The sequence below is a fragment of the Streptomyces cyaneochromogenes genome (assembly GCF_003963535.1).
Taxonomy (GTDB): domain Bacteria; phylum Actinomycetota; class Actinomycetes; order Streptomycetales; family Streptomycetaceae; genus Streptomyces; species Streptomyces shaanxiensis.
The window spans coordinates 8206310-8224734 of sequence record NZ_CP034539.1 but is presented as its reverse complement, the minus strand read 5'-3'; the positions used below and the strand labels follow the sequence as shown (position 1 = coordinate 8224734).

Genomic DNA, 18425 nt, shown 5'->3' with positions numbered 1-18425 from the left:
GCGCCGTCGGGTCGGCGCGCGGACGGCAGGCCGCAAGGGTCTGCCTGGGGGGAGGAACGGGTCATGAGAGTCAGCGTTTTCGGGCTCGGTTACGTGGGCTGCGTGTCGGCCGCGTGCCTGGCGAGCCTGGGTCACGAAGTCATCGGGGTGGACGTGAACCAGGTGAAGGTCGACCTGGTCAACGGCGGCTTGGCCCCGGTGGTCGAGGAGCGGATCGGCGAGCTCATCGCCGACGTCGTGCGGACCGGAGCGTTACGCGCCACCGGGGACGTCCGCGAGGCGGTCATGGGCAGCGAGGTGTCGCTGATATGCGTGGGCACGCCGTCGGAGCCCAACGGCAGTCTGTGCACCACGTACTTGGAGCGGGTCACCGAGCAGATCGGCGCCGCGCTGGCCGAGAAGGCCGCGCAGGGGGGCCGGCACACCGTCGTGTTCCGCAGCACCATGCTCCCGGGCACCTGTCTGAACCTGCTGGTGCCGATCCTGGAGAAGTCCGTCGGCGGCACGGCCGGGGTGGACATCGGGGTCGCGGTCAATCCGGAGTTCCTGCGCGAGGGCACGAGCGTGCGGGACTTCTTCGACCCGCCCAAGACCGTCATCGGCGAACTCGACGCGGCAAGCGGCGATGTGGTGGCGGCGCTCTACGAGGGCCTGCCCGGCGAGGTGTTCCGGGTGCCGATCCCGACGGCCGAGGCGATCAAGTACGCGGACAACGCGTTCCACGGCCTCAAGATCGGCTTCGCGAACGAGCTGGGCGCGGTGTGCCAGGCGCTCGGGGTGGACTCGCACCAGGTGATGGACGTGTTCCTGGCCGACCGCAAGCTGAACATCAGCCCCGCCTATCTGCGGCCCGGCTTCGCCTTCGGTGGCTCCTGCCTGCCCAAGGACCTGCGCAGCCTGGTCCACGCGGCACAGCGGGCCGACGTCTCGGTGCCCATCCTCTCCCACGTGCTGCCCTCCAACTCCGACCATCTGCAGCGCGCGGTGGAGCTGGTCGAGCGCACCGGCAAGCGCCGGGTGGGAATGTTCGGGCTGTCCTTCAAACCCGGCACCGACGACCTGCGCGAGAGCCCGCTCGTCGAGCTGGCGGAGAGGCTCTTCGGCAAGGGGTACGACCTGCGGATCCACGACGCCAACGTGAGCCTCTCCCGGCTGATGGGCGCGAACCGCGAGTACATCGAGACCCGGCTGCCACACCTCGCGCAACTGCTCGCGGACTCCGTCGACGAGGTGCTCGAGCACGCCGAGGTGTGCCTGGTCGGGACCAGGGATCCGGCCGTCCTGTCGGCGCTGCCGCACGGCGACGGCCCGGTGATCGTCGACCTCATCCACCTTCCCGACGCCGATGCGCGCCGGGCCGAACCGGGGTACGTGGGCCTTGCTTGGTGAGACAGCCGGCGGCGACGGGCCTGCCCGTCGCGCGCTGATTCTGGTGGAGAACCTGTCGGTGCCGTTCGACCGGCGGGTGTGGCAGGAGTGCACGACGCTGCGCGACGCGGGCTGGGAGGTGCACGTCATCTGTCCCCGGGGGGAGAAGCGGGACACGGAGTCGGAGGCGGTGATCGACGGGGTGCGGATCCACCGCTACCCGTTGCGCGCGGCCACCGGAGGGCCGCGCGGCTACCTGCGGGAGTACGGTTCGGCGTTGTGGCACACGGTCCGGCTGGCCCGCAAGGTCGGCCCGGTCGACGTGGTCCACGCCTGCAATCCGCCCGACCTGCTGTTCCTGCCCGCGCTGTGGATGAAGCGGCGCGGCGCGCGGTTCGTGTTCGACCAGCACGACCTGGTGCCCGAGCTGTATCTCTCCCGGTTCGGCCGGGGCAAGGATCTGCTCTACCGGGCCGTGTGCGCGCTGGAGCGGCGGACCTACCGGGCCGCGGACGTCGTGCTCGCCACGAACGAGAGCTACCGGGACGTCGCACTGCACCGGGGCGGTCTTCGGCCGGAGGACGTCTTCGTCGTACGCAGCGCGCCCGACATCGACCGCTTCCATCCGGTGCCGCCCGAGCCGGAGTTGAAGCGCGGCAAGCCTCATCTGCTGTGCTACCTCGGCGTCATGGGACCGCAGGACGGTGTCGACTACGCCTTGCGGGCCCTGGCGAAGCTGCGCGACGAACTCGGGCGGACCGACTGGCATGCGGTGTTCGTCGGCGCCGGCGACGCGTTCGACGCGATGGTGGAGCTGTCCCGGCGGCTCGGGCTCGCGGACCGGGTGCAGTTCACCGGGCGCATCCCGGACGCCGACCTGGTGCGCTACCTGTCCACCGCGGACGTGTGCCTCTCCCCCGACCCGCGCAATCCGCTCAACGACGTGTCGACCATGAACAAGGTCCTGGAGTACATGGTGATGGGCCGGCCGATCGTCTCGTTCGACCTGCGGGAGGCGCGGGTCTCCGCCGGTGACGCCGCCGTCTACGCGCCCGCCAACGACGAGGCCGAATTCGCCCGGCTCGTCGCGCTGTTGCTGGACGATCCGGAGGAGCGGGCCCGGATGGGCAAGATCGGCCAGGAGCGGATCAGCGGGCCGCTCTCCTGGCGGAACTCGCAGGCTGCGCTGCTCGCCGCCTACGCCGCCGCCTGCCGTGACCGCGCCGCGGTGTCGGCGGGCGACCCGAAACGGGCAGGGAAGAGGCCGCGTCGTTGAGCGATGACACGATACGGCTGGTCACGATCGGCCGGATTATCCGTCGGCGCCGACGGCTGCTCACCATCCTCGCTCTGGTGGGTGCGCTCGTCGGCTACGGCACCTCTTTGCTGTTCCCCCCGCGTTACACGACGTCGGCATCGGTACTGCTGCCAGGGGCGTGGGAGGAACGCGAGCTGCTGACCCAGGCGGAGGTCGCGACCAGTTCTGTGGTGGTCGACCGCGCGGCCGCCACGCTCGGCTGGACCGGGGTCGGCGGCAGCGAGCTGCGGGACCGGGTGAGCGCCGAGGCCGCCGACGGGAACATCATCAAGATCTCGGGTACCGCCGACACCCCGAAGCGCGCGCAGCAGCTCTCCGACCAGGTGGCCAAGGAGTTCGTCGCATTCGCCGCGCGGATCGCGGGCGACGGCACCGACCCCGAAGCGGAGGCGCCCGAGGCGCTGCGCAAGAGGGTGGAGGAGACCAGCCGCCGTATCACCGACCTCGCGGAGGCGGCCGATCCGGGGCGGACCGTGGAGAGCGTGCAGGGCCGCGCCGAGCTCGCGAAGCTGCGCACCACCCTGCAGGAGGCCATGGACAAGCTGGAGCAGGCCGACCCGGCTACCAACGAGGCCAACATGGTCGTGATGGGCCCGGCGGCGCGGCCGACCGGCGAGGCACCGCCGACGAGGACGCAGCTCATCGTCGCCGGGGCGCTGCTGTTCTTCCTGGTCGCGGTCGTCGGTCATCTCGCCGCCGCGCGGGTGAGCCGCCGACTGCGCACCGAACCGGAGATCGCCGCGGCACTGGGCTCGGCGCTGCTGGGTACCGTCGACGTACTCGATGAACGGACCGCGCACCGGCCGGAAGACCGTGACCCGCGGGCGGCCCGGATCCGCCGGCTGCTGGGCGTCGACATCCGATGGGACATACCGACCCCGCAGTTCTCCGGCGACGAGGCCGGCAGGCAGATCCGCTACCGGCGGGTGTGCGCCCGCCTTCGGGACCAACTGCCTGCCCCCCGGCGACTGCTGGTCGTCGTCCCCGACGGCGACGAGATCGCCCGCCGGGCCGCGGGGCAGCTCGCCGTCGAGGCCGAGAGAGATCCGCTGCTGCGGGTCGTGGGTGTTTCGGTGTCCCAGCCGATGGTGCCGGACCGCGACAACGAGTCCGGTGTCCTGGTAGCGCTCAGCGCGGGCAGCTGGACCGCGGAGGAGCTCGCCGGCATCGCCGAGGCGTGTGCGGACGCGGGGCATGAGGTCGTCGGCGCTGTCGTCGCCGGCTCGGTCCGGGCCCGTCCGACGCGGTCCGCCGGCCGGCTTCCGGAGGGCGCCGCGCCGCCGATCGCGGTCGGCGTCGACGCGAGGGGAGGTTCAGGGTGACGACGAGTACGACGTCGCAGTCGTCGGCCGCCGCTCCGCTGATCGATCTGCAGGCACTGGTGGTCGCGGTGCGCAGGCGCCGCCGCCTGTGGTGTTCCATGGCGCTGCTGGGGCTGCTCGTCGGCGCGGCGCTGGCGGTCCTGATGCCCCCGCCGCCCACCGCGGTGACCAAGGTGCTGGTGGCGCATCAGGAGGACCAGCCGAACGACCCCGGAACGCTGATCCGCACCGATGTCGCGCTGCTGCAGACCACGCGGATCGCCGACAAGGCCCTGCGGTCCCTCAAGTCCCGGGAAAAACCTGAGGACTTCATGGAGGACTACGGGGGGACCGGCTTGACCAACAACCTGCTGCAGATCAATGCGACAGGTGCCAGCGACGCGGAAGCGGTGGCCCGGGCCAAGGCGCTGGCCGACGCGTTCGTCGCGGACCATGTGCGGCGGATACGGGAAGCCGCGGACGCCGAGGCCAAGACCCTGCTCGACCAGCGTGACCGCATGCGGGACGAACTCGCCGAGGTCAACAGGGCGATCGAGGACGGGGCGCCGCAGAGCGGCCCGGAGAGCTCGGCGAACCTCGAGTCGCTCTTCGCCCGCCGGGCCGAACTCACCTCGCGGATCAGCGATTTCGACCAGCGCGCGGCAGAGGCGCGCACGGGCACACCCCGGCTCGTCGCCGGCACACAGATCGTGGACGCTCCGCGCGCGGTGCGGCACTCCCTGCCCAGGGCCGCTGCCACCAACGCCGCGATCGGGCTCGTCCTCGGGCTCGTTCTCGGGCTCGCGCTGGCCGCCGTCGGCTCGGTGGTGGCGGACCGCCCCGTGCTGCGCCGGGAGATCGCGGCGAACCTGGGCGCCTCAGTCATCGCCGAGCTGCGCCGCACGCCCCGTCGGCCGGCCGGGCTGTGGCAGCGCCGACGGACCCGGGCGGCACGCGAACGGCTCACCACGTCCCTGGCCCGCACCGTGCGCGGCTCCGCGGAAGGGCTGTCGCTGCTGGAACTGGGCTGTGCGCGCAGCGCGAGTGTGATCGCCCTGGACCTCGCCCGGGCACTGACGGCGGACGGGCCGGTGGTCATCATCGACGGCCTGCCCCGTCTGCAGCTCGCAGGCCGCCGCCCGAAGCCCGCAGACCCGACCGTGGTCAGCGGCGAGCGTGCCGCGGACATGTCGCATCAGGAGCGCCGGATCGGCGTCGGCTCGGTGGCGCCCGGCACGGCGTGGACCGACCTGCAGTACCTCGGCACCCGGACCGTGCTCGTCGTGCGTGCCGGACACGGCAACGCCGCATGGCTGCACACCGTGGCGCGGCAGCTCGCGGACCAGCGCATCCCGGTGATCGGTGTGGTGCTGATCGACCCCGATCCGCGTGACCGGACCGACGGCACGCTGTGGGACGGGCCGCACACCGCGCTGCGCGGCCGGAGCGAGCGGCCGACCCGGCAGAACGGGACCGCCACGGCTGCGGGCCGGCCGAAGGCGGAGCAGCCGTCGTGGGCCGTACGAATCCCCGACAGCGACCAGGAGGCGCGGTAAGACGTGTGTGGCATTGCAGGCACCTACTTATGGCCGGACGGGAAGGTCGTGACCGACCGGCTCACCGACACCCTCGCCCACCGCGGTCCGGACGGGGCCGGCCGGTACAGCCACCCCGCCGGTGACGGCGAAGTGCACCTCGGGCACCGTCGGCTGGCCATCATCGACCTGTCCGAGACCGGCGCCCAGCCGATGGCCTCGGACGGCCTCGTCCTGACGTACAACGGCGAGCTGTACAACGCGCCCGAGCTGCGAGCCGAGTTGGCGGCCGCCGGGGTGCGCTTCCGCGGTACTTCCGACACCGAAGTGCTCCTTGAAGCGTGGCGGCGCTGGGGCACGGACTGCCTGCCGCGGCTGCGCGGCATGTTCGCGTTCGGGATCTTCGACGAGCGGACCGGTGAACTGGTGCTGGCCCGCGACCAGTTGGGCATCAAGCCGCTGTTCCTGCTCCGGCGCGGCGAGGGCCTGGTGTTCGCCTCCGAGCTCAAGGCGCTCGCCACCGCCACCGGTGGGTCGCTGGAGGTGGACCAGGCGGCGCTGGTGGCCTCGCTCCTTTACTACTGGGTGCCGGACTCGCGGTGCGCGTTCCGCGAGGCGGAGAAGCTGCCGCCGGGGAGCTGGCTGCGGATCCGGCCCGACGGCCGGGTGGAGCGCGGCCGGTACTGGCATCTGAAGGACGTCGCCGCCGAAGGCCGGGAGCGGGCCCGCAGCGGCGAGCGGCCGGACCTGGCCGCCATCGTCGAGGAGTCGACCCGGCAGCACATGCTCTCGGACGTACCCGTGGCGACCTTCCTCTCCGGCGGTCTCGACTCCAGCTACCTGACCGCGCTGGCGGCCCGTCACCAGCCCGGGATCTCCGCCTACACGATCGGGTTCCGGGCCGAGGACGCGAAGTTCGAGGCGATGCCGGACGACCTGCGCTACGCCCGGCAGGTGGCCGGGCGGTTCGGCGTCGACCTGCACGAGATCGAGATCGCCCCGAACGTGCTCGACCTGCTGCCGCAGATGACGTACCACCTGGACGAGCCGATCGGCGACCCCGCCGCGATCAACACGTTCCTGATCTGCTCGGCCGCCCGGGAGGCCGGGGTCAAGGTGATGCTCTCGGGGATGGGTGCCGACGAGCTCTTCGCCGGGTACCGCAAGCACCTGGCCAACCTGCTCGCGCTGCGCTACCAGCGCGTCCCACGGCCCCTGCGGCGCGGCCTGTCCGCGGCGGTGGACCGGCTGCCGGTCGCCACGGCCCGCCGGGGGTACCGGTCGGTGCGGTTCGCGAAGCGGTTCCTCTCCTTCGCCGATCTGCCGGAGGAGACCGCGTTCCGGCGCAGCTACACCATGTACGACCAGGACGAGCTGCTCGCCCTGGTCGATCCGGACCTGGCCGGCACGGTCGACGACGTGCTGACCGAGCATGCCGACATCTACCGGGACAACGACCTCGACGACTTCGTCAACCGCATGTGCCTGGGCGACGCCCGGATGTTCCTGCCGGGTCTGAACCTCACCTACACGGACCGCTCCAGCATGGCCGCCTCGACCGAGGTGCGGGTGCCGTACGTGGACGTCGAGGTGGTCAAGGCGGCGTTCGCCGTGCCCGGTGATCGCAAGATCGTCGGACGGCAGGGCAAGGCGGTCCTGAAGGAGGCGGCCACCTCGATCCTGCCCCGGGAGATCGTCTACCGGCCCAAGGGCCTGTTCAGCGCCCCGCTGCGCGCCTGGATGAGCCGGGATCTGGCACCGCTGGTGCGCGAGGTGGTCAACGACGGTGTGCTCGTCAGCTCCGGGCTCCTGCGGCGCGACGCGCTGGCGCGGATGGTCGCCGAGGACGCCGCCGGGCAGCGGGACTTCTCCAAGCATCTGTGGCATGTGCTGACCCTCGAGTACTGGTATCGCGACGCGACCTCCGGGTCCGGCCAGCGCACTCGGTCAACGGCTTAGGAAATTCAGAGGAGTTTGGGTGAAGCAGGTCGTGCAGAACTACAAGAGCGGCGAGCTGGCGGTGCTCGACGTGCCGGTGCCGGGGTGCAAGCCGGGCGGTGTGCTGGTCCGCAGCGCCTTCTCGCTGATCTCCACCGGGACCGAGCTCATGAAGGTGTCCGAGGCCGGCATGTCGATGCTGGGCAAGGCCCGCTCCCGGCCGGACCAGGTGGCCAAGGTCATGCAGAGCGTGGCCACCAACGGGGTGCCCGCCACCTACCGCAAGGTGATGGGCAAGCTGGACTCCTACACGCCGCTGGGCTACTCGCTGTGCGGGGTGGTCGAGCAGGTCGGCACCGGGATCGACGACGTGAAGGTCGGCGACCTCGTGGCCTGCGCCGGCAACGAGCACGCGTTGCACGCCGAGCTGAACTGGGTGCCCAAGAACCTCTACGTCCCGGTGCCGGACGGCCTGGCTCCGCGGCACGCCGCCTTCGGCACCGTCGGGTCGATCGCTATGCAGGGCGTCCGCCAGGGCGAGCCCCAGCTCGGCGAGGTGGCGCTGGTCATCGGCCTCGGTCTGATCGGGCAGCTGGTGGTGCAGCTCCTCACCGCCTCGGGGGTCCGCGTCGTCGGGGCCGACCCCGACCCGGTGCGCTGCGAGCTCGCCGAGCGCCTGGGCGCCGCGGCCTGCGGCGATCCCGCGTCCGCGGCCGTGGAAGCCGCCGTCGCCGAGCTCACCGGCGGTCACGGCGTGGACCAGGTGTATCTGGCCGCCGGCGGCGGCAGCAACCAGCCCGTCGAGCTGGCCGCGCGGCTCTGCCGGGACCGCGGCCGGGTCGTCGACATCGGCAAGTGCCGCCTGGACCTGCCGTGGAACGCGTACTACGAGAAGGAGCTCGACGTCCGGTTCTCGCGGTCCTACGGCCCCGGGCGATACGACCCGGAGTACGAGCTGGAGGGCCGGGACTACCCGATCGGCTACGTGCGCTGGACCGAGCGCCGCAACCTGGCGTGCTTCCTCGATCTCGTCGCCCGCGGCAGCGTCGACGTGGAGCCCTTGATCTCGCACATCGCCGACTTCGACGACGCCGTGGAGACGTACCAGCGCCTGAAGGACGGCGAGTTGAAGGCCGTGGCCGTGCTGTTCCGGTACCCCGAACAGGTGGTGGAAGGGGGAGCCAAGGCCCCGGCGGTGGCCGTGCCCGCGGTGAACGTGCGCAGCAGCGGCAAAGTGCCCGCCCCGGCCCGGTTGGCCAACGCGTCGGTGCGCCTCGCCTTCGTCGGAGCGGGAAACTACGCGACGTCGATGCTGCTACCGCACCTGACCGGGCGCGACGGCGTCGAGTTGGCGACCGTCGTCACCACGACCGCGCTGTCCGCGGCCAACGCCAAGCGGAAGTTCGGCTTCGCCGAGGCGACCACCGATCTCGACGCCGTACTCGGCGACAAGTCCATCGACGCGGTGTTCGTGGTCACCCGCCACAGCTCGCACGCCGAACTGACCCAAAGGGCACTGCGGGCCGGCAAGGCGGTGTTCGTGGAGAAGCCGTTGGCGCTCACCGAGGACGATCTGGCCGGTGTGCTCGCCGCGGTGGAGGAGTCCGGCAACGACCGGCTGCAGGTGGGCTTCAACCGCCGGTTCGCGCCGCTGCTGACCGAGGCCAAGAAGCGGTTCGGCGCCCGGACCGGTCCCGCGAGCCTGCGCTACCTGGTCAACGCGGGCAGGCTGCAGCACGGCAGCTGGTACCTCCAACAGGGCACCGAGGGCTCGAGGTTCGCCGGCGAGGGCGGGCACTTCATCGACACGGCGAGCTGGCTGCTGGGGGCCGACCCGGTGTCGGTGTACGCGGTCGCCCCGTCCGGAAACGAGGACCTCCAGGTCGTCCTGCGCTACCCCGACGGGTCCACCGCCACCATCAGCTACGTCACCACCGGTGCGCCCGGCTTCCCCAAGGAGACGCTGGACCTGGTCGCGGACGGCAAGGTGCTGCGGCTCGACGACTTCGTCCGGGCCTCGGTGTACAGCTCCAAGAAGTGGGTCAGTTCGCGGCTGCCCAAGGCCCGGGACAAGGGGCAGAACGCCGAACTGGCCGCGTTCATCAAGGCCGTGCGGACCGGCGGGCCGATGCCGGTGCCGCTGGAGTCGCTGGTCGCCACCACGGCGGCCACCCTCGCCGTGCAGGCCGGGTTGGCCGGTGGCGCGCCGGTGACGTTGGAGCGGGCGCGATGACCATGAGCGCGGGCTGGTACCTGCGGCGCCTTTCCCGGATGGGACCGCAGGAGGTCGCGGGCCGGGTGAGCGACGCCGTGCGCAGGCGGCGGTGGCGGTCGGCGCGGCCCAACTGCCCGACGGTGACCGGCGCCCGGTTCACCGCGGTACTGCCCGCCGGGACGATCGCCGCCATCCCCCCGGACGCCGCGAAGCGTCTCGTCGCCGAGGCGGACCGGCTGATGTACGGGCACGCCGAGTACTTCGGGGTGGTCCGCGACGACCTGACCGACCCGGACTGGTGGAGCGACCCGAAGACCGGGCGCCGGGCTCCGTGGGGCTACGCCTTCGACGTGCCGTACCGCAGCGAGGACGCGGTCGGGGACATCAAGCAGATCTGGGAGCTGTCCCGGCATCAGTACCTCACCGTGCTCGCCGCCGCCTACGCGATCACCGGGAACGAGCGGTACGCCGAGCGCGTGGCCGAGCATCTGCGGTCGTGGTGGGCGGCCAACCCACCGCTGCGCGGCGTGCACTGGATCAGCGGCATCGAGCTGGGCATCCGGCTGCTGTCCTGGGTGTGGATCCGCCGGCTGCTCGACGGCTGGCCGGGCGCGGCCGGGCTGTTCGAGGGCAACCCGGTGGCGGTGAAACAGATCTGGCACCACCAGCGCTGGCTGGCCGCCTTCCCCAGCCGGGGGTCCTCGGCGAACAACCACGTCATCGCGGAGGCCGCCGGGCAGTTCGCCGCGGCCTGCGCGTTCGGGTGGTTCCCCTCCTCGGCGCGTTGGCAGGCCGACGCGCTGCGGTCGCTGGAGCGGCATCTGCGCGGCAACACCTTCGGCTCCGGCCTCAACCGCGAGCTGGCCACCGAGTACCACGGGCTGGTGCTGGAGCTCGGCCTGGCCGCGGTGGCCGAGGCGGATGCCGCCGCCGTGCCGGTCCCCGCGTCGATCCGGCTGGTGCTGCTGCGGATGACCGACGCCCTCGCGGCCGTCGTGGACGGCCGGTTACGGCCGCCGCGCCAAGGGGACGCGGACGACGGGCACGGTCTGGTCGTGGACGGCGCGGGCACCGACCGCTGGGGCTCGCTGCTGGCCACCGGGGACGCCGTGTTCGGCCGGCTCGCCTGGTGGCCGGAGGTGACCGGCACCGATGTACGCACCCCGCTGCTGGCCGCGCTCATCCGGCCGTACTCGAAGAACGCAACCGCGCCGGCCGTGTCCCGCCCGGCGAGCCGACCGGGCCATTTCGCCGACGCGGGCATGACCATCCTGCGCGGTTCGGAAGGGGCGGGAGAGATCTGGTGCCGCTGCGACGGCGGACCGCACGGCTTCCTGTCCATCGCCGCGCATGCCCACGCGGACGCGCTGTCCGTGGAGGTCCGGCACGACGGGGTCGACGTGCTCGCCGACCCGGGGACGTACTGCTACCACGGGCAGCCCCAGTGGCGGCAGTACTTCCGGTCGACCCTCGGCCACAACACCCTGCAGTTGGACGGCGTTGACCAGTCGGTCTCCGGCGGCCCGTTCCTGTGGACCCGGCAGGCCCGCAGCCGTGTCCTGGTCGCGGACACATCCGACGAGGGTGTGGGCCGCTGGAGCGCCGAGCACGACGGCTACCAGGGCTCCGTGCACCGCCGCCGGGTGGAACTGACCGCTGCGAGCCAGGAGTTGAGGGTGGTCGACGAGGTGCGCGGGGCGCGCCGGGCCGCGCGCCTGGCGTTCCACCTCGGCCCGGCGATCGCCGCGGACCTGGTGGGGAACCGAGCCGTGCTGACCTGGACGCGGGACGGCGAGGACCGCTCCGCGGTGCTCGATCTGCCCGGGCAGCTGAGCTGGCGGGCCCATCGCGGCGAGACCGACCCGCCGCTGGGCTGGTACTCCCCCGGCTTCGGGCGCAAGGAACCCGCCACCACGCTGATCGGCACCGGCTTCGCCGACGGCACGGAGGAGTTCACCACCCTGCTCAGGTTCCGCGGCTAGGGGGGCGCGTGGGGATCAAGAGGCGGAACTGGGCGTTGGCGGCGGCACCGCTGGCGCTGGCCCTGCTGGCGACCACCGGCTGTACGAGCACGGCGGATGCCCGGGCGGAGCCGACCGGTGCGCCCTCGATGTCCGGGGCGCCGTCCACGTCCGTGGCCCGGGTGTGTGCCAAGCCCGCGGCCGGGCCGGCGAAAGCACCGGCCGGCGCGGTGACGGTCGACCCCGCGGTGGTCGGTGACCTGGCCGCGAAGACCAAGAGCAGTCCCCCGAACACCACGTTCTGGCTTCGACCGGGCAAGCACCGGCTCGACCCGGACCGCTACGCCCAGGTCATCCCGAAGAAGGGGAACCGCTACCTCGGCGCGCCCGACGCGGTGCTCGACGGCCGGAAGAAGAACCAGTACGCGTTCGGCGGTACCGCGGCCGACGTCACGGTCCGCCATCTGACCGTGCAGGGTTTCGTGCCGCCGCACAACGAAGGCGTGGTCAACCATGACTCGGCCGACGGGTGGGTGATCGAGCACGCGACGATCCAGAACAACTCCGGTGCCGGGCTGATGGCCGGTGCCCGCCAGCAGGTCCGCGCCAGCTGCCTGCGCGGCAACGGTCAGTACGGCCTGAACGCGTACAAGTCCGGCGACACCATCACCGACCTGGTGGTCGAGGGCAACGAGATCGTGGGCAACAACACCGACGACTGGGAACGCAGGCGTGAGGGCTGCGGCTGCACCGGAGGCATCAAGTTCTGGGCCGTGAACGGCGCCGACGTACGCGGCAACTGGGTGCACGACAACCGCGGAACCGGGTTGTGGGCGGACACCAACAACAACGACTTCCGTATCGAGAACAACGTGATCGAGGCCAACGACGGCGCCGCGCTGATCTACGAGACCAGCTACAACGCGGTCATCCGGAAGAACACGATCCGGCGGAACAACTGGGTCGAGGGCCGCAGGGCCGCCGACGGCGGCGACAACTTCCCGTACGCGACCGTCTACCTGTCCGAGTCCGGCGGCGAACCACGGATCCGCGCCCGCACGGACAAGATCGAGATCTACCGGAACGTGCTGGAGAACAACTGGTCCGGGATCACCCTGTGGGAGAACGCCGACCGGTTCTGCAACAGCCCGGCCAACACCTCGTCCGGTGACTGCACGTTGCTGGTGAAGAACACCGCCCGCTGCGCACAGCCGGCGATCGCCACCGCACCGCTGTACGCCGACTGCCGGTGGAAGACCCAGCGAGTGGACATCCACGACAACCGCTTCGTGCTGGACAAGTCCGTCGTCGACTGCACGGCGAAGTGCGACCGGATGGCGGTGCTGGCCAACTACGGCACCTATCCGCGCTGGTCGCCGTACAAGGGCGAGCGGGTGGCCGAGGCGATCACCCGCAAGCAGCACAACCGCTGGCATGACAACGTCTACCTCGGACCGTGGAAGTTCGTGGCCCACGATCCGAGCCGGGTGCTCGACTTCGGGCAGTGGCAGGGCACGCCGTACCAGCAGGACGCGGGCAGCACCTTCCGCGCGCGGGACGGTGGTTGAGATGGTCGCGGACCACACGCCGAAGATCGCGGACCACACGCCGAAGATCGTCGGGACGGCCTGGGGACTGCTGATCCTCAACACGCTCGGCTCCGCCGGGGCCAAGACCATCGTCCCGCTGCCCCGTTCCCTCATCCAGATGGCCACCATGGGCGCGCTGGTCGCCGCGTTCATGCTGGCGCTCGCGGTCAATCTCCGGCTGCGCATCCGGGCCAGCGCCTTCGTGTTCCTGCTCACCCTGCTGCTGGTGCCCAGCGTGATCTCCAGCGCCAACCTGGAGTCCGGGTTCGGCGCGGTCTTCCGCTGCGCCCGGCTGGCTCTCTTCGTCGCCACGCTGTGGCTGCTCAGCCGCTGGTGGGACGGCGGCCTGACCTTCGCCCGGCACCACATCCGGATGTACTTCGCGGTGCTCGGGTCGGTCGCCGCCGGGCTGGTCATCTCACCGGGCGCCGCCCTGCCCGAGCTCTACGGCGGCCGGCTGGTCGGCGCGTTGTGGCCGCTCACCCCGCCGCAGATCGGACAGTACGCCGCGGTGATCATCGGCCTCACCGTGCTGCTCGCCCTGGGCCGCCGGACCGACAGGACCAGTGCGGCGGTGGTCATCGTGCCGTCACTCGTCCTGCTCGCGCTGACCCACACCCGGACGGCCACGCTCGGCCTGCTCATCGGGCTGGTGCTGGCGATCGGCTCGCTCGTCCTGACCAGCGCCGCCGCCCGCCGGTTCTTCGCCTGGGCGGTGCTGTGCGCCACGGTGGCCGCGGTGGCGTTCAGCTCCGCGCTGCAGGCGTGGTTCCTGCGCGGGCAGAGCCAGGAGAACTTCTCCAACCTCACCGGTCGGGCCAAGGTCTGGGACGCCCTGCTGGCCGCGCCCCGGTCGACCTCGGAGCAGCTGTTCGGCGCGGGCCTGGGCGACAAGTCGTTCGGCGGGCTGCCGATCGACAACAGCTGGCTGGCCGTCTACAACGAGCAGGGTCTGATCGGCGTCACCCTCGTCGCGGCGGTCATCATCGTGCTGGGCGGTGTCGCGTTGCTGCGGCCACCGTCGCTGCAGAGGGCATGCGCGATCTTCCTGATCAGCTACTGCGCGATCGCGTCGTACACCGAGGCCGGGCTGGGCGACGCCTCGCCGTATCTGCTGCATCTCGCCGTGGCCGCCTCCCTGCTGGCGGCGCCTGCCACAGCCGCTCCCCTCTCGACGCCCGAGGTCCCTCGACTGTCGACGCCCGAAGTCCCTCAACGGCGCGTACCGCGCTGGGCCCGTAGATCGGAGGTGACCTGAGCATGCACGTCCTCGTGGTGCACAACCGCTACGCCTCGGCGCAGCCGAGCGGGGAGAACAAGGTCGTCGACCAGGAGGTGGCGCTGCTGCGCGGGGCCGGCCACCGGGTCGAGGTGTTCGAGCGGCGCAGCGACACCATCGCCGACCGGTCTCTCCTGGCCAAGGCCGCGGTGCCGCTCCTAGTGCCGTGGAACCCGGCGGTGCGCACGGAGCTCGCGGCCCGGCTGCGCAGCGAGCGGCCGGACGTGGTGCACATCCACAACGTCTTCCCGCTCCTGTCGCCCGCGGTGCTCGCCGCCTGCGCCGACGCCGGCGTACCCGCCGTCGCCACGCTGCACAACTACACCCAGGTCTGCCCGCCCGGCACGCTGCAGCGGGACGGCCGGCCGTGCGCCGAGTGCGTCGGGGCGGCGCCGCTGCCCGCCGTCCGGCACGGCTGCTACCGGAACTCACGGCTGGCGACGGTGCCGCTCGCGGTCAGCCTGTCGGTCAACCGGCGGCGGTGGTGGTCCGGCGTGGAGCGGTTCTTCTGCATCTCCGCGGCGCAGCGCGACGTCCTGGTGGGGGCCGGTATGCCTGCCGAGCGCCTTGCGGTGAAGCACAACTTCGTGCCGGAGCCTGGAACTTGCCGGGAGGGCATCGGCGAGCAGGTGCTCTATCTCGGCCGGCTCGCGGAGGCCAAGGGCGTGCGGCTGCTCATGGCCGCGTGGGACGAGCTCGCCGCCGGCGGCGGTGTGGGCGTGCCGCTCGTGATCGCCGGCGCGGGGCCGCTGGAGCAAGAGGTGACAGCTTGGGCGGCGGACCGGGACGACGTCCGGTACGTCGGCCTGTATGACACGGCGGAGTGCCGGAAGGCCATCGCGCGATCGGTCGCCGTGGTGGCTCCCTCGACGTGGCTGGAGGCGTTCGGCCTGGTGGTCGTGGAGGCGATGGCGGCCGGCGTCCCGACCGTCGCCGCCGGTCACGGTGCCTTCGTCGAACTCGTCGAGGACGGGACGACCGGACTGCTGCACCGGCCGGGCGAAGCAGCCTCACTCGCGGACTGCATACGCCGGATCACGGCCGAGCAGGCCCGCAACCAGGAGATGGGCCGGGCGGCCCGGCGCCGTTACGAGCAGGGGTTCAGCCCGGCCGTCGGGCTGGAGCGCCTGGTGGAGGGGTACCGCACCGCGATCGCGGGGCGGACGGAATCAATGGGGACCGAATCAATGGGGCCCGAATCGATGGGGGACCGAATCAATGGGGGGCAGTAAATGACACGATGCCGACTCTGCGGCTCGGCGACGCTGGCGAGCGTCGTCGATCTGGGGGCGACGCCACCGTGCGAGAGCTTTCTCGCCGCGGACCAACTGGACCAGCCGGAACCGGCGTACCCGCTGCACCTGCGGGTCTGCACCGACTGCTGGCTGGCGCAGATCCCTCCGCTGATCACGCCGGAGGAGACGTTCAAGGAGTACGCGTACTTCTCCTCGTACTCGACCTCGTGGGTGGAGCACGCGCGGACGTTCGTCACCGACGCCGTACAGCGGCTGGCTCTCGGCCCCGACGCCTTCGTCGTCGAGGTCGCGAGCAACGACGGGTACCTGCTCAGGCACGTGGTGGACCGGGGGATCCGCTGCCTCGGCATCGAGCCCTCGGTGAACGTCGGCGCCGCGGCGCGGGACGCGGGTGTGCCCACGCTCACGGAGTTCCTGTCCCCGGACACCGGCTCGGCCGTCCGCACCGAGCACGGCCCGGCGGACCTGGTCGTGGCCAACAACGTGTACGCGCACATTCCCGACGTGGTCGGGTTCACCCAGGGGCTGCGCGCCCTGGTCGCCGAAGACGGCTGGGTCTCCATCGAGGTGCAGCACCTGCTGACCCTGATCGAGGAGAACCAGTACGACACGATCTACCACGAGCACTTCCAGTACTACACGGTCGCCTCCGCGATCCGGGCGCTGGCGAGCGGCGGACTGGCGCTCGTGGACGTCGAGTTGCTGCCCACGCACGGCGGCTCCATCCGGCTGTGGGCCCGGCCCGCCGAGGTGGCCGGCGAGCCGACACAGCGCGTGGCGGACGTGCTGGCCCGGGAGAAGGCCGCCGGGCTGCAGGAGCTGTCCGGGTACGCCGAGTTCGCCGCGCGGGTGGCCAAGGTGCGCCGGGATCTGCTGCGGTTCCTCATCGAGGCGGCCGAGCGCGGCGAGACGGTCGTCGGCTACGGCGCCCCGGGCAAGGGCAACACCCTGCTCAACCACTGCGGCATCCGGCCCGACCTGCTGCCGTACACGGTCGACCGCAACCCCTACAAGCACGGCAGGTTCACCCCGGGCACCCGCATCCCGATCCTGCCGCCCGAGCAGATAGCCGCCGACCGGCCGGACTACGTCCTGGTCCTCCCGTGGAACCTGCGGGCCGAGCTGATCGAGCAACTGTCCTTCGTGGGCGACTGGGGCGGCCGGCTGGTCTTTCCCATCCCGGAACTGAGCATTGTCGAGGTAAAGCGATGAAGGTCGTTCTGTTCTGCGGCGGTTACGGGATGCGGATGCGCAGCGGCGCCGCGGACGACGTGCCCAAGCCGATGGCGATGGTCGGCCCGCGACCGCTGATCTGGCATGTCATGCGCTACTACGCGCACTTCGGGCACACGGAGTTCATCCTGTGCCTCGGGTACGGGGCGCACCACATCAAGGAGTTCTTCCTCAACTACGAGGAGACGACGTCCAACGACTTCGTGCTGCGCGGCGGGCGCACCGAGCTGCTGTCCACCGACATAGCCGACTGGACGATCACGTTCGCGCAGACCGGCATCGAGTCGCCGATCGGGGAGCGGCTGCGCCGGGTGCGCCACCATCTCGACGGCGACGAGATGTTCCTCGCCAACTACGCCGACGTGCTCACCGACGCCCCGCTGCCGGAGATGATCGACCGGTTCGCCCGGCGCGACGCCGGTGCGTCGATGATGGTGGTGCCGCCCCAGTCCTCGTTCCACTGCGTGGACCTGGGTGAGGACGGCCTGGTCGGGGGCATCACCGCGGTGAGCGACATGCCGCTGTGGGAGAACGGCGGCTACTTCGTGCTCCGCCAGGAGGTCTTCGACCACATACCCGAGAACGGGGACCTGGTCGCCGACGGATGCGCCCAACTGGCCAAGCGCGGCCGGTTGGTGGCGCACCAGCACCGCGGCTTCTGGAAGCCGACCGACACCGTGAAGGAACGGGCCGCGCTCGACGACGCGTACGCGCGGGGCGAGCGCCCCTGGGCCGTCTGGGAGCGGGACACCGCCGGAGCGAGGGCGTGATCCGCCTCGGGGCCGGACCCCTGGACCGGATCGTGGCGGTGGGCGCGCACTGCGACGACATCGCCATCGGCGCCGGCGGCACGCTGCTGACGCTGTGCCACGCACGGCCGGGCATCCGCGTCGACGCGCTGGTGCTCTCCGGCGGCGGCACCGACCGGGAGCAGGAGGAGAAGGCCGCGCTCGCCGCCTTCTGCCCGGGCGCCGACCTGCGGCTGACCGTGCTCAAGCTGCCGGACGGCCGGATGCCCGTGCACTGGGACGAGGCCAAGGCCGCGGTCGAGGAACTGCGCGGGCAGACCGACCCGGACCTGATCCTCGCCCCGCGTACCGACGACGCGCACCAGGACCACCGCGGCCTGGCGCAGCTGATACCCACCGCGTTCCGTGACCACATGGTCCTCGGCTACGAGATCGTCAAGTGGGACGGCGATCTCGGCCGTCCGTCGGCTTACCAGCCGCTGTCGCCGGAGACCGCCGAACAGAAGGTGCGGCTGCTGCAGGAGCACTACCCCTCGCAGCGGCACCGGCCCTGGTACGACCGGGAGGCCTTCCTCGGCCTTGCCCGGATCCGCGGCATCGAATGCCACGCCCGCTACGCGGAGGCGTTCGCCGTCACCAAACTCACGCTCGATCTGGGCACTTCCACTGTGGGGGACTGAACT

13 protein-coding genes are annotated in these 18425 nt (G+C 71.6%); all 13 read left to right on the top strand.

Annotation, left to right across the window (positions count from 1 at the left end; all coding sequences use genetic code 11):
- Positions 1-63: 63 nt before the first annotated feature.
- Genes EJ357_RS37150 through EJ357_RS37090 form a run of 13 tightly spaced genes read left to right on the top strand, consistent with a single transcriptional unit; the run spans position 64 to position 18422 of the window.
- Entirely contained in the window at positions 64-1389 is a 1326-nt protein-coding gene (locus EJ357_RS37150; protein ID WP_126396049.1) for a nucleotide sugar dehydrogenase, read from the top strand.
- Positions 1346-2644 (top strand): glycosyltransferase family 4 protein, encoded by a 1299-nt coding sequence (locus tag EJ357_RS37145; RefSeq protein ID WP_126396048.1) that lies wholly within the window; start codon positions 1346-1348, stop codon positions 2642-2644. The genes EJ357_RS37150 and EJ357_RS37145 overlap by 44 nt, the downstream gene beginning before the upstream one ends.
- Positions 2641-4008 (top strand): Wzz/FepE/Etk N-terminal domain-containing protein, encoded by a 1368-nt coding sequence (locus EJ357_RS37140; RefSeq protein WP_126396047.1) that lies wholly within the window; start codon positions 2641-2643, stop codon positions 4006-4008. Before EJ357_RS37145 ends, EJ357_RS37140 begins: the two co-directional genes overlap by 4 nt.
- The gene (locus EJ357_RS37135; RefSeq protein WP_126396046.1) at positions 4005-5543 is read left to right on the top strand and encodes a Wzz/FepE/Etk N-terminal domain-containing protein; all 1539 of its coding nucleotides are present in this window, start codon (positions 4005-4007) and stop codon (positions 5541-5543) included. The genes EJ357_RS37140 and EJ357_RS37135 overlap by 4 nt, the downstream gene beginning before the upstream one ends.
- 3 nt (positions 5544-5546) lie before the next feature.
- A complete protein-coding gene (gene asnB / locus EJ357_RS37130; protein ID WP_126396045.1) occupies positions 5547-7481 on the top strand; it encodes an asparagine synthase (glutamine-hydrolyzing) in 1935 nt (644 codons plus the stop codon).
- A 19-nt stretch (positions 7482-7500) separates the two neighbouring features.
- Complete coding sequence (locus EJ357_RS37125; protein WP_126396044.1) at positions 7501-9693, top strand: bi-domain-containing oxidoreductase; 2193 nt, start codon at positions 7501-7503, stop codon at positions 9691-9693.
- Positions 9690-11657 (top strand): alginate lyase family protein, encoded by a 1968-nt coding sequence (locus EJ357_RS37120; RefSeq protein ID WP_126396043.1) that lies wholly within the window; start codon positions 9690-9692, stop codon positions 11655-11657. Before EJ357_RS37125 ends, EJ357_RS37120 begins: the two co-directional genes overlap by 4 nt.
- Before the next feature lie 8 nt (positions 11658-11665).
- Entirely contained in the window at positions 11666-13204 is a 1539-nt protein-coding gene (locus tag EJ357_RS37115; RefSeq protein ID WP_126396042.1) for a right-handed parallel beta-helix repeat-containing protein, read from the top strand.
- 1 nt (position 13205) lies between these two features.
- Positions 13206-14483 carry an O-antigen ligase domain-containing protein gene (locus tag EJ357_RS37110; RefSeq protein ID WP_126396041.1) on the top strand — a complete coding sequence of 426 codons (1278 nt, stop codon included), beginning with the start codon at positions 13206-13208 and terminating at the stop codon, positions 14481-14483.
- A 2-nt stretch (positions 14484-14485) separates the two neighbouring features.
- Positions 14486-15736, top strand: a complete 1251-nt coding sequence (locus tag EJ357_RS37105) for a glycosyltransferase (protein ID WP_126396040.1) — start codon at positions 14486-14488, stop codon at positions 15734-15736.
- Positions 15737-16972: a class I SAM-dependent methyltransferase gene (locus tag EJ357_RS37100; protein ID WP_126396039.1), complete on the top strand. Its 1236-nt coding sequence runs from the start codon at positions 15737-15739 to the stop codon at positions 16970-16972.
- On the top strand, positions 16969-17763 hold the full coding sequence (locus EJ357_RS37095; RefSeq protein ID WP_126396038.1) for a glycosyltransferase family protein: 795 nt from the start codon (positions 16969-16971) through the stop codon (positions 17761-17763). Before EJ357_RS37100 ends, EJ357_RS37095 begins: the two co-directional genes overlap by 4 nt.
- Positions 17760-18422 carry a PIG-L deacetylase family protein gene (locus EJ357_RS37090; RefSeq protein ID WP_126396037.1) on the top strand — a complete coding sequence of 221 codons (663 nt, stop codon included), beginning with the start codon at positions 17760-17762 and terminating at the stop codon, positions 18420-18422. The genes EJ357_RS37095 and EJ357_RS37090 overlap by 4 nt, the downstream gene beginning before the upstream one ends.
- Positions 18423-18425 lie beyond the last annotated feature (3 nt).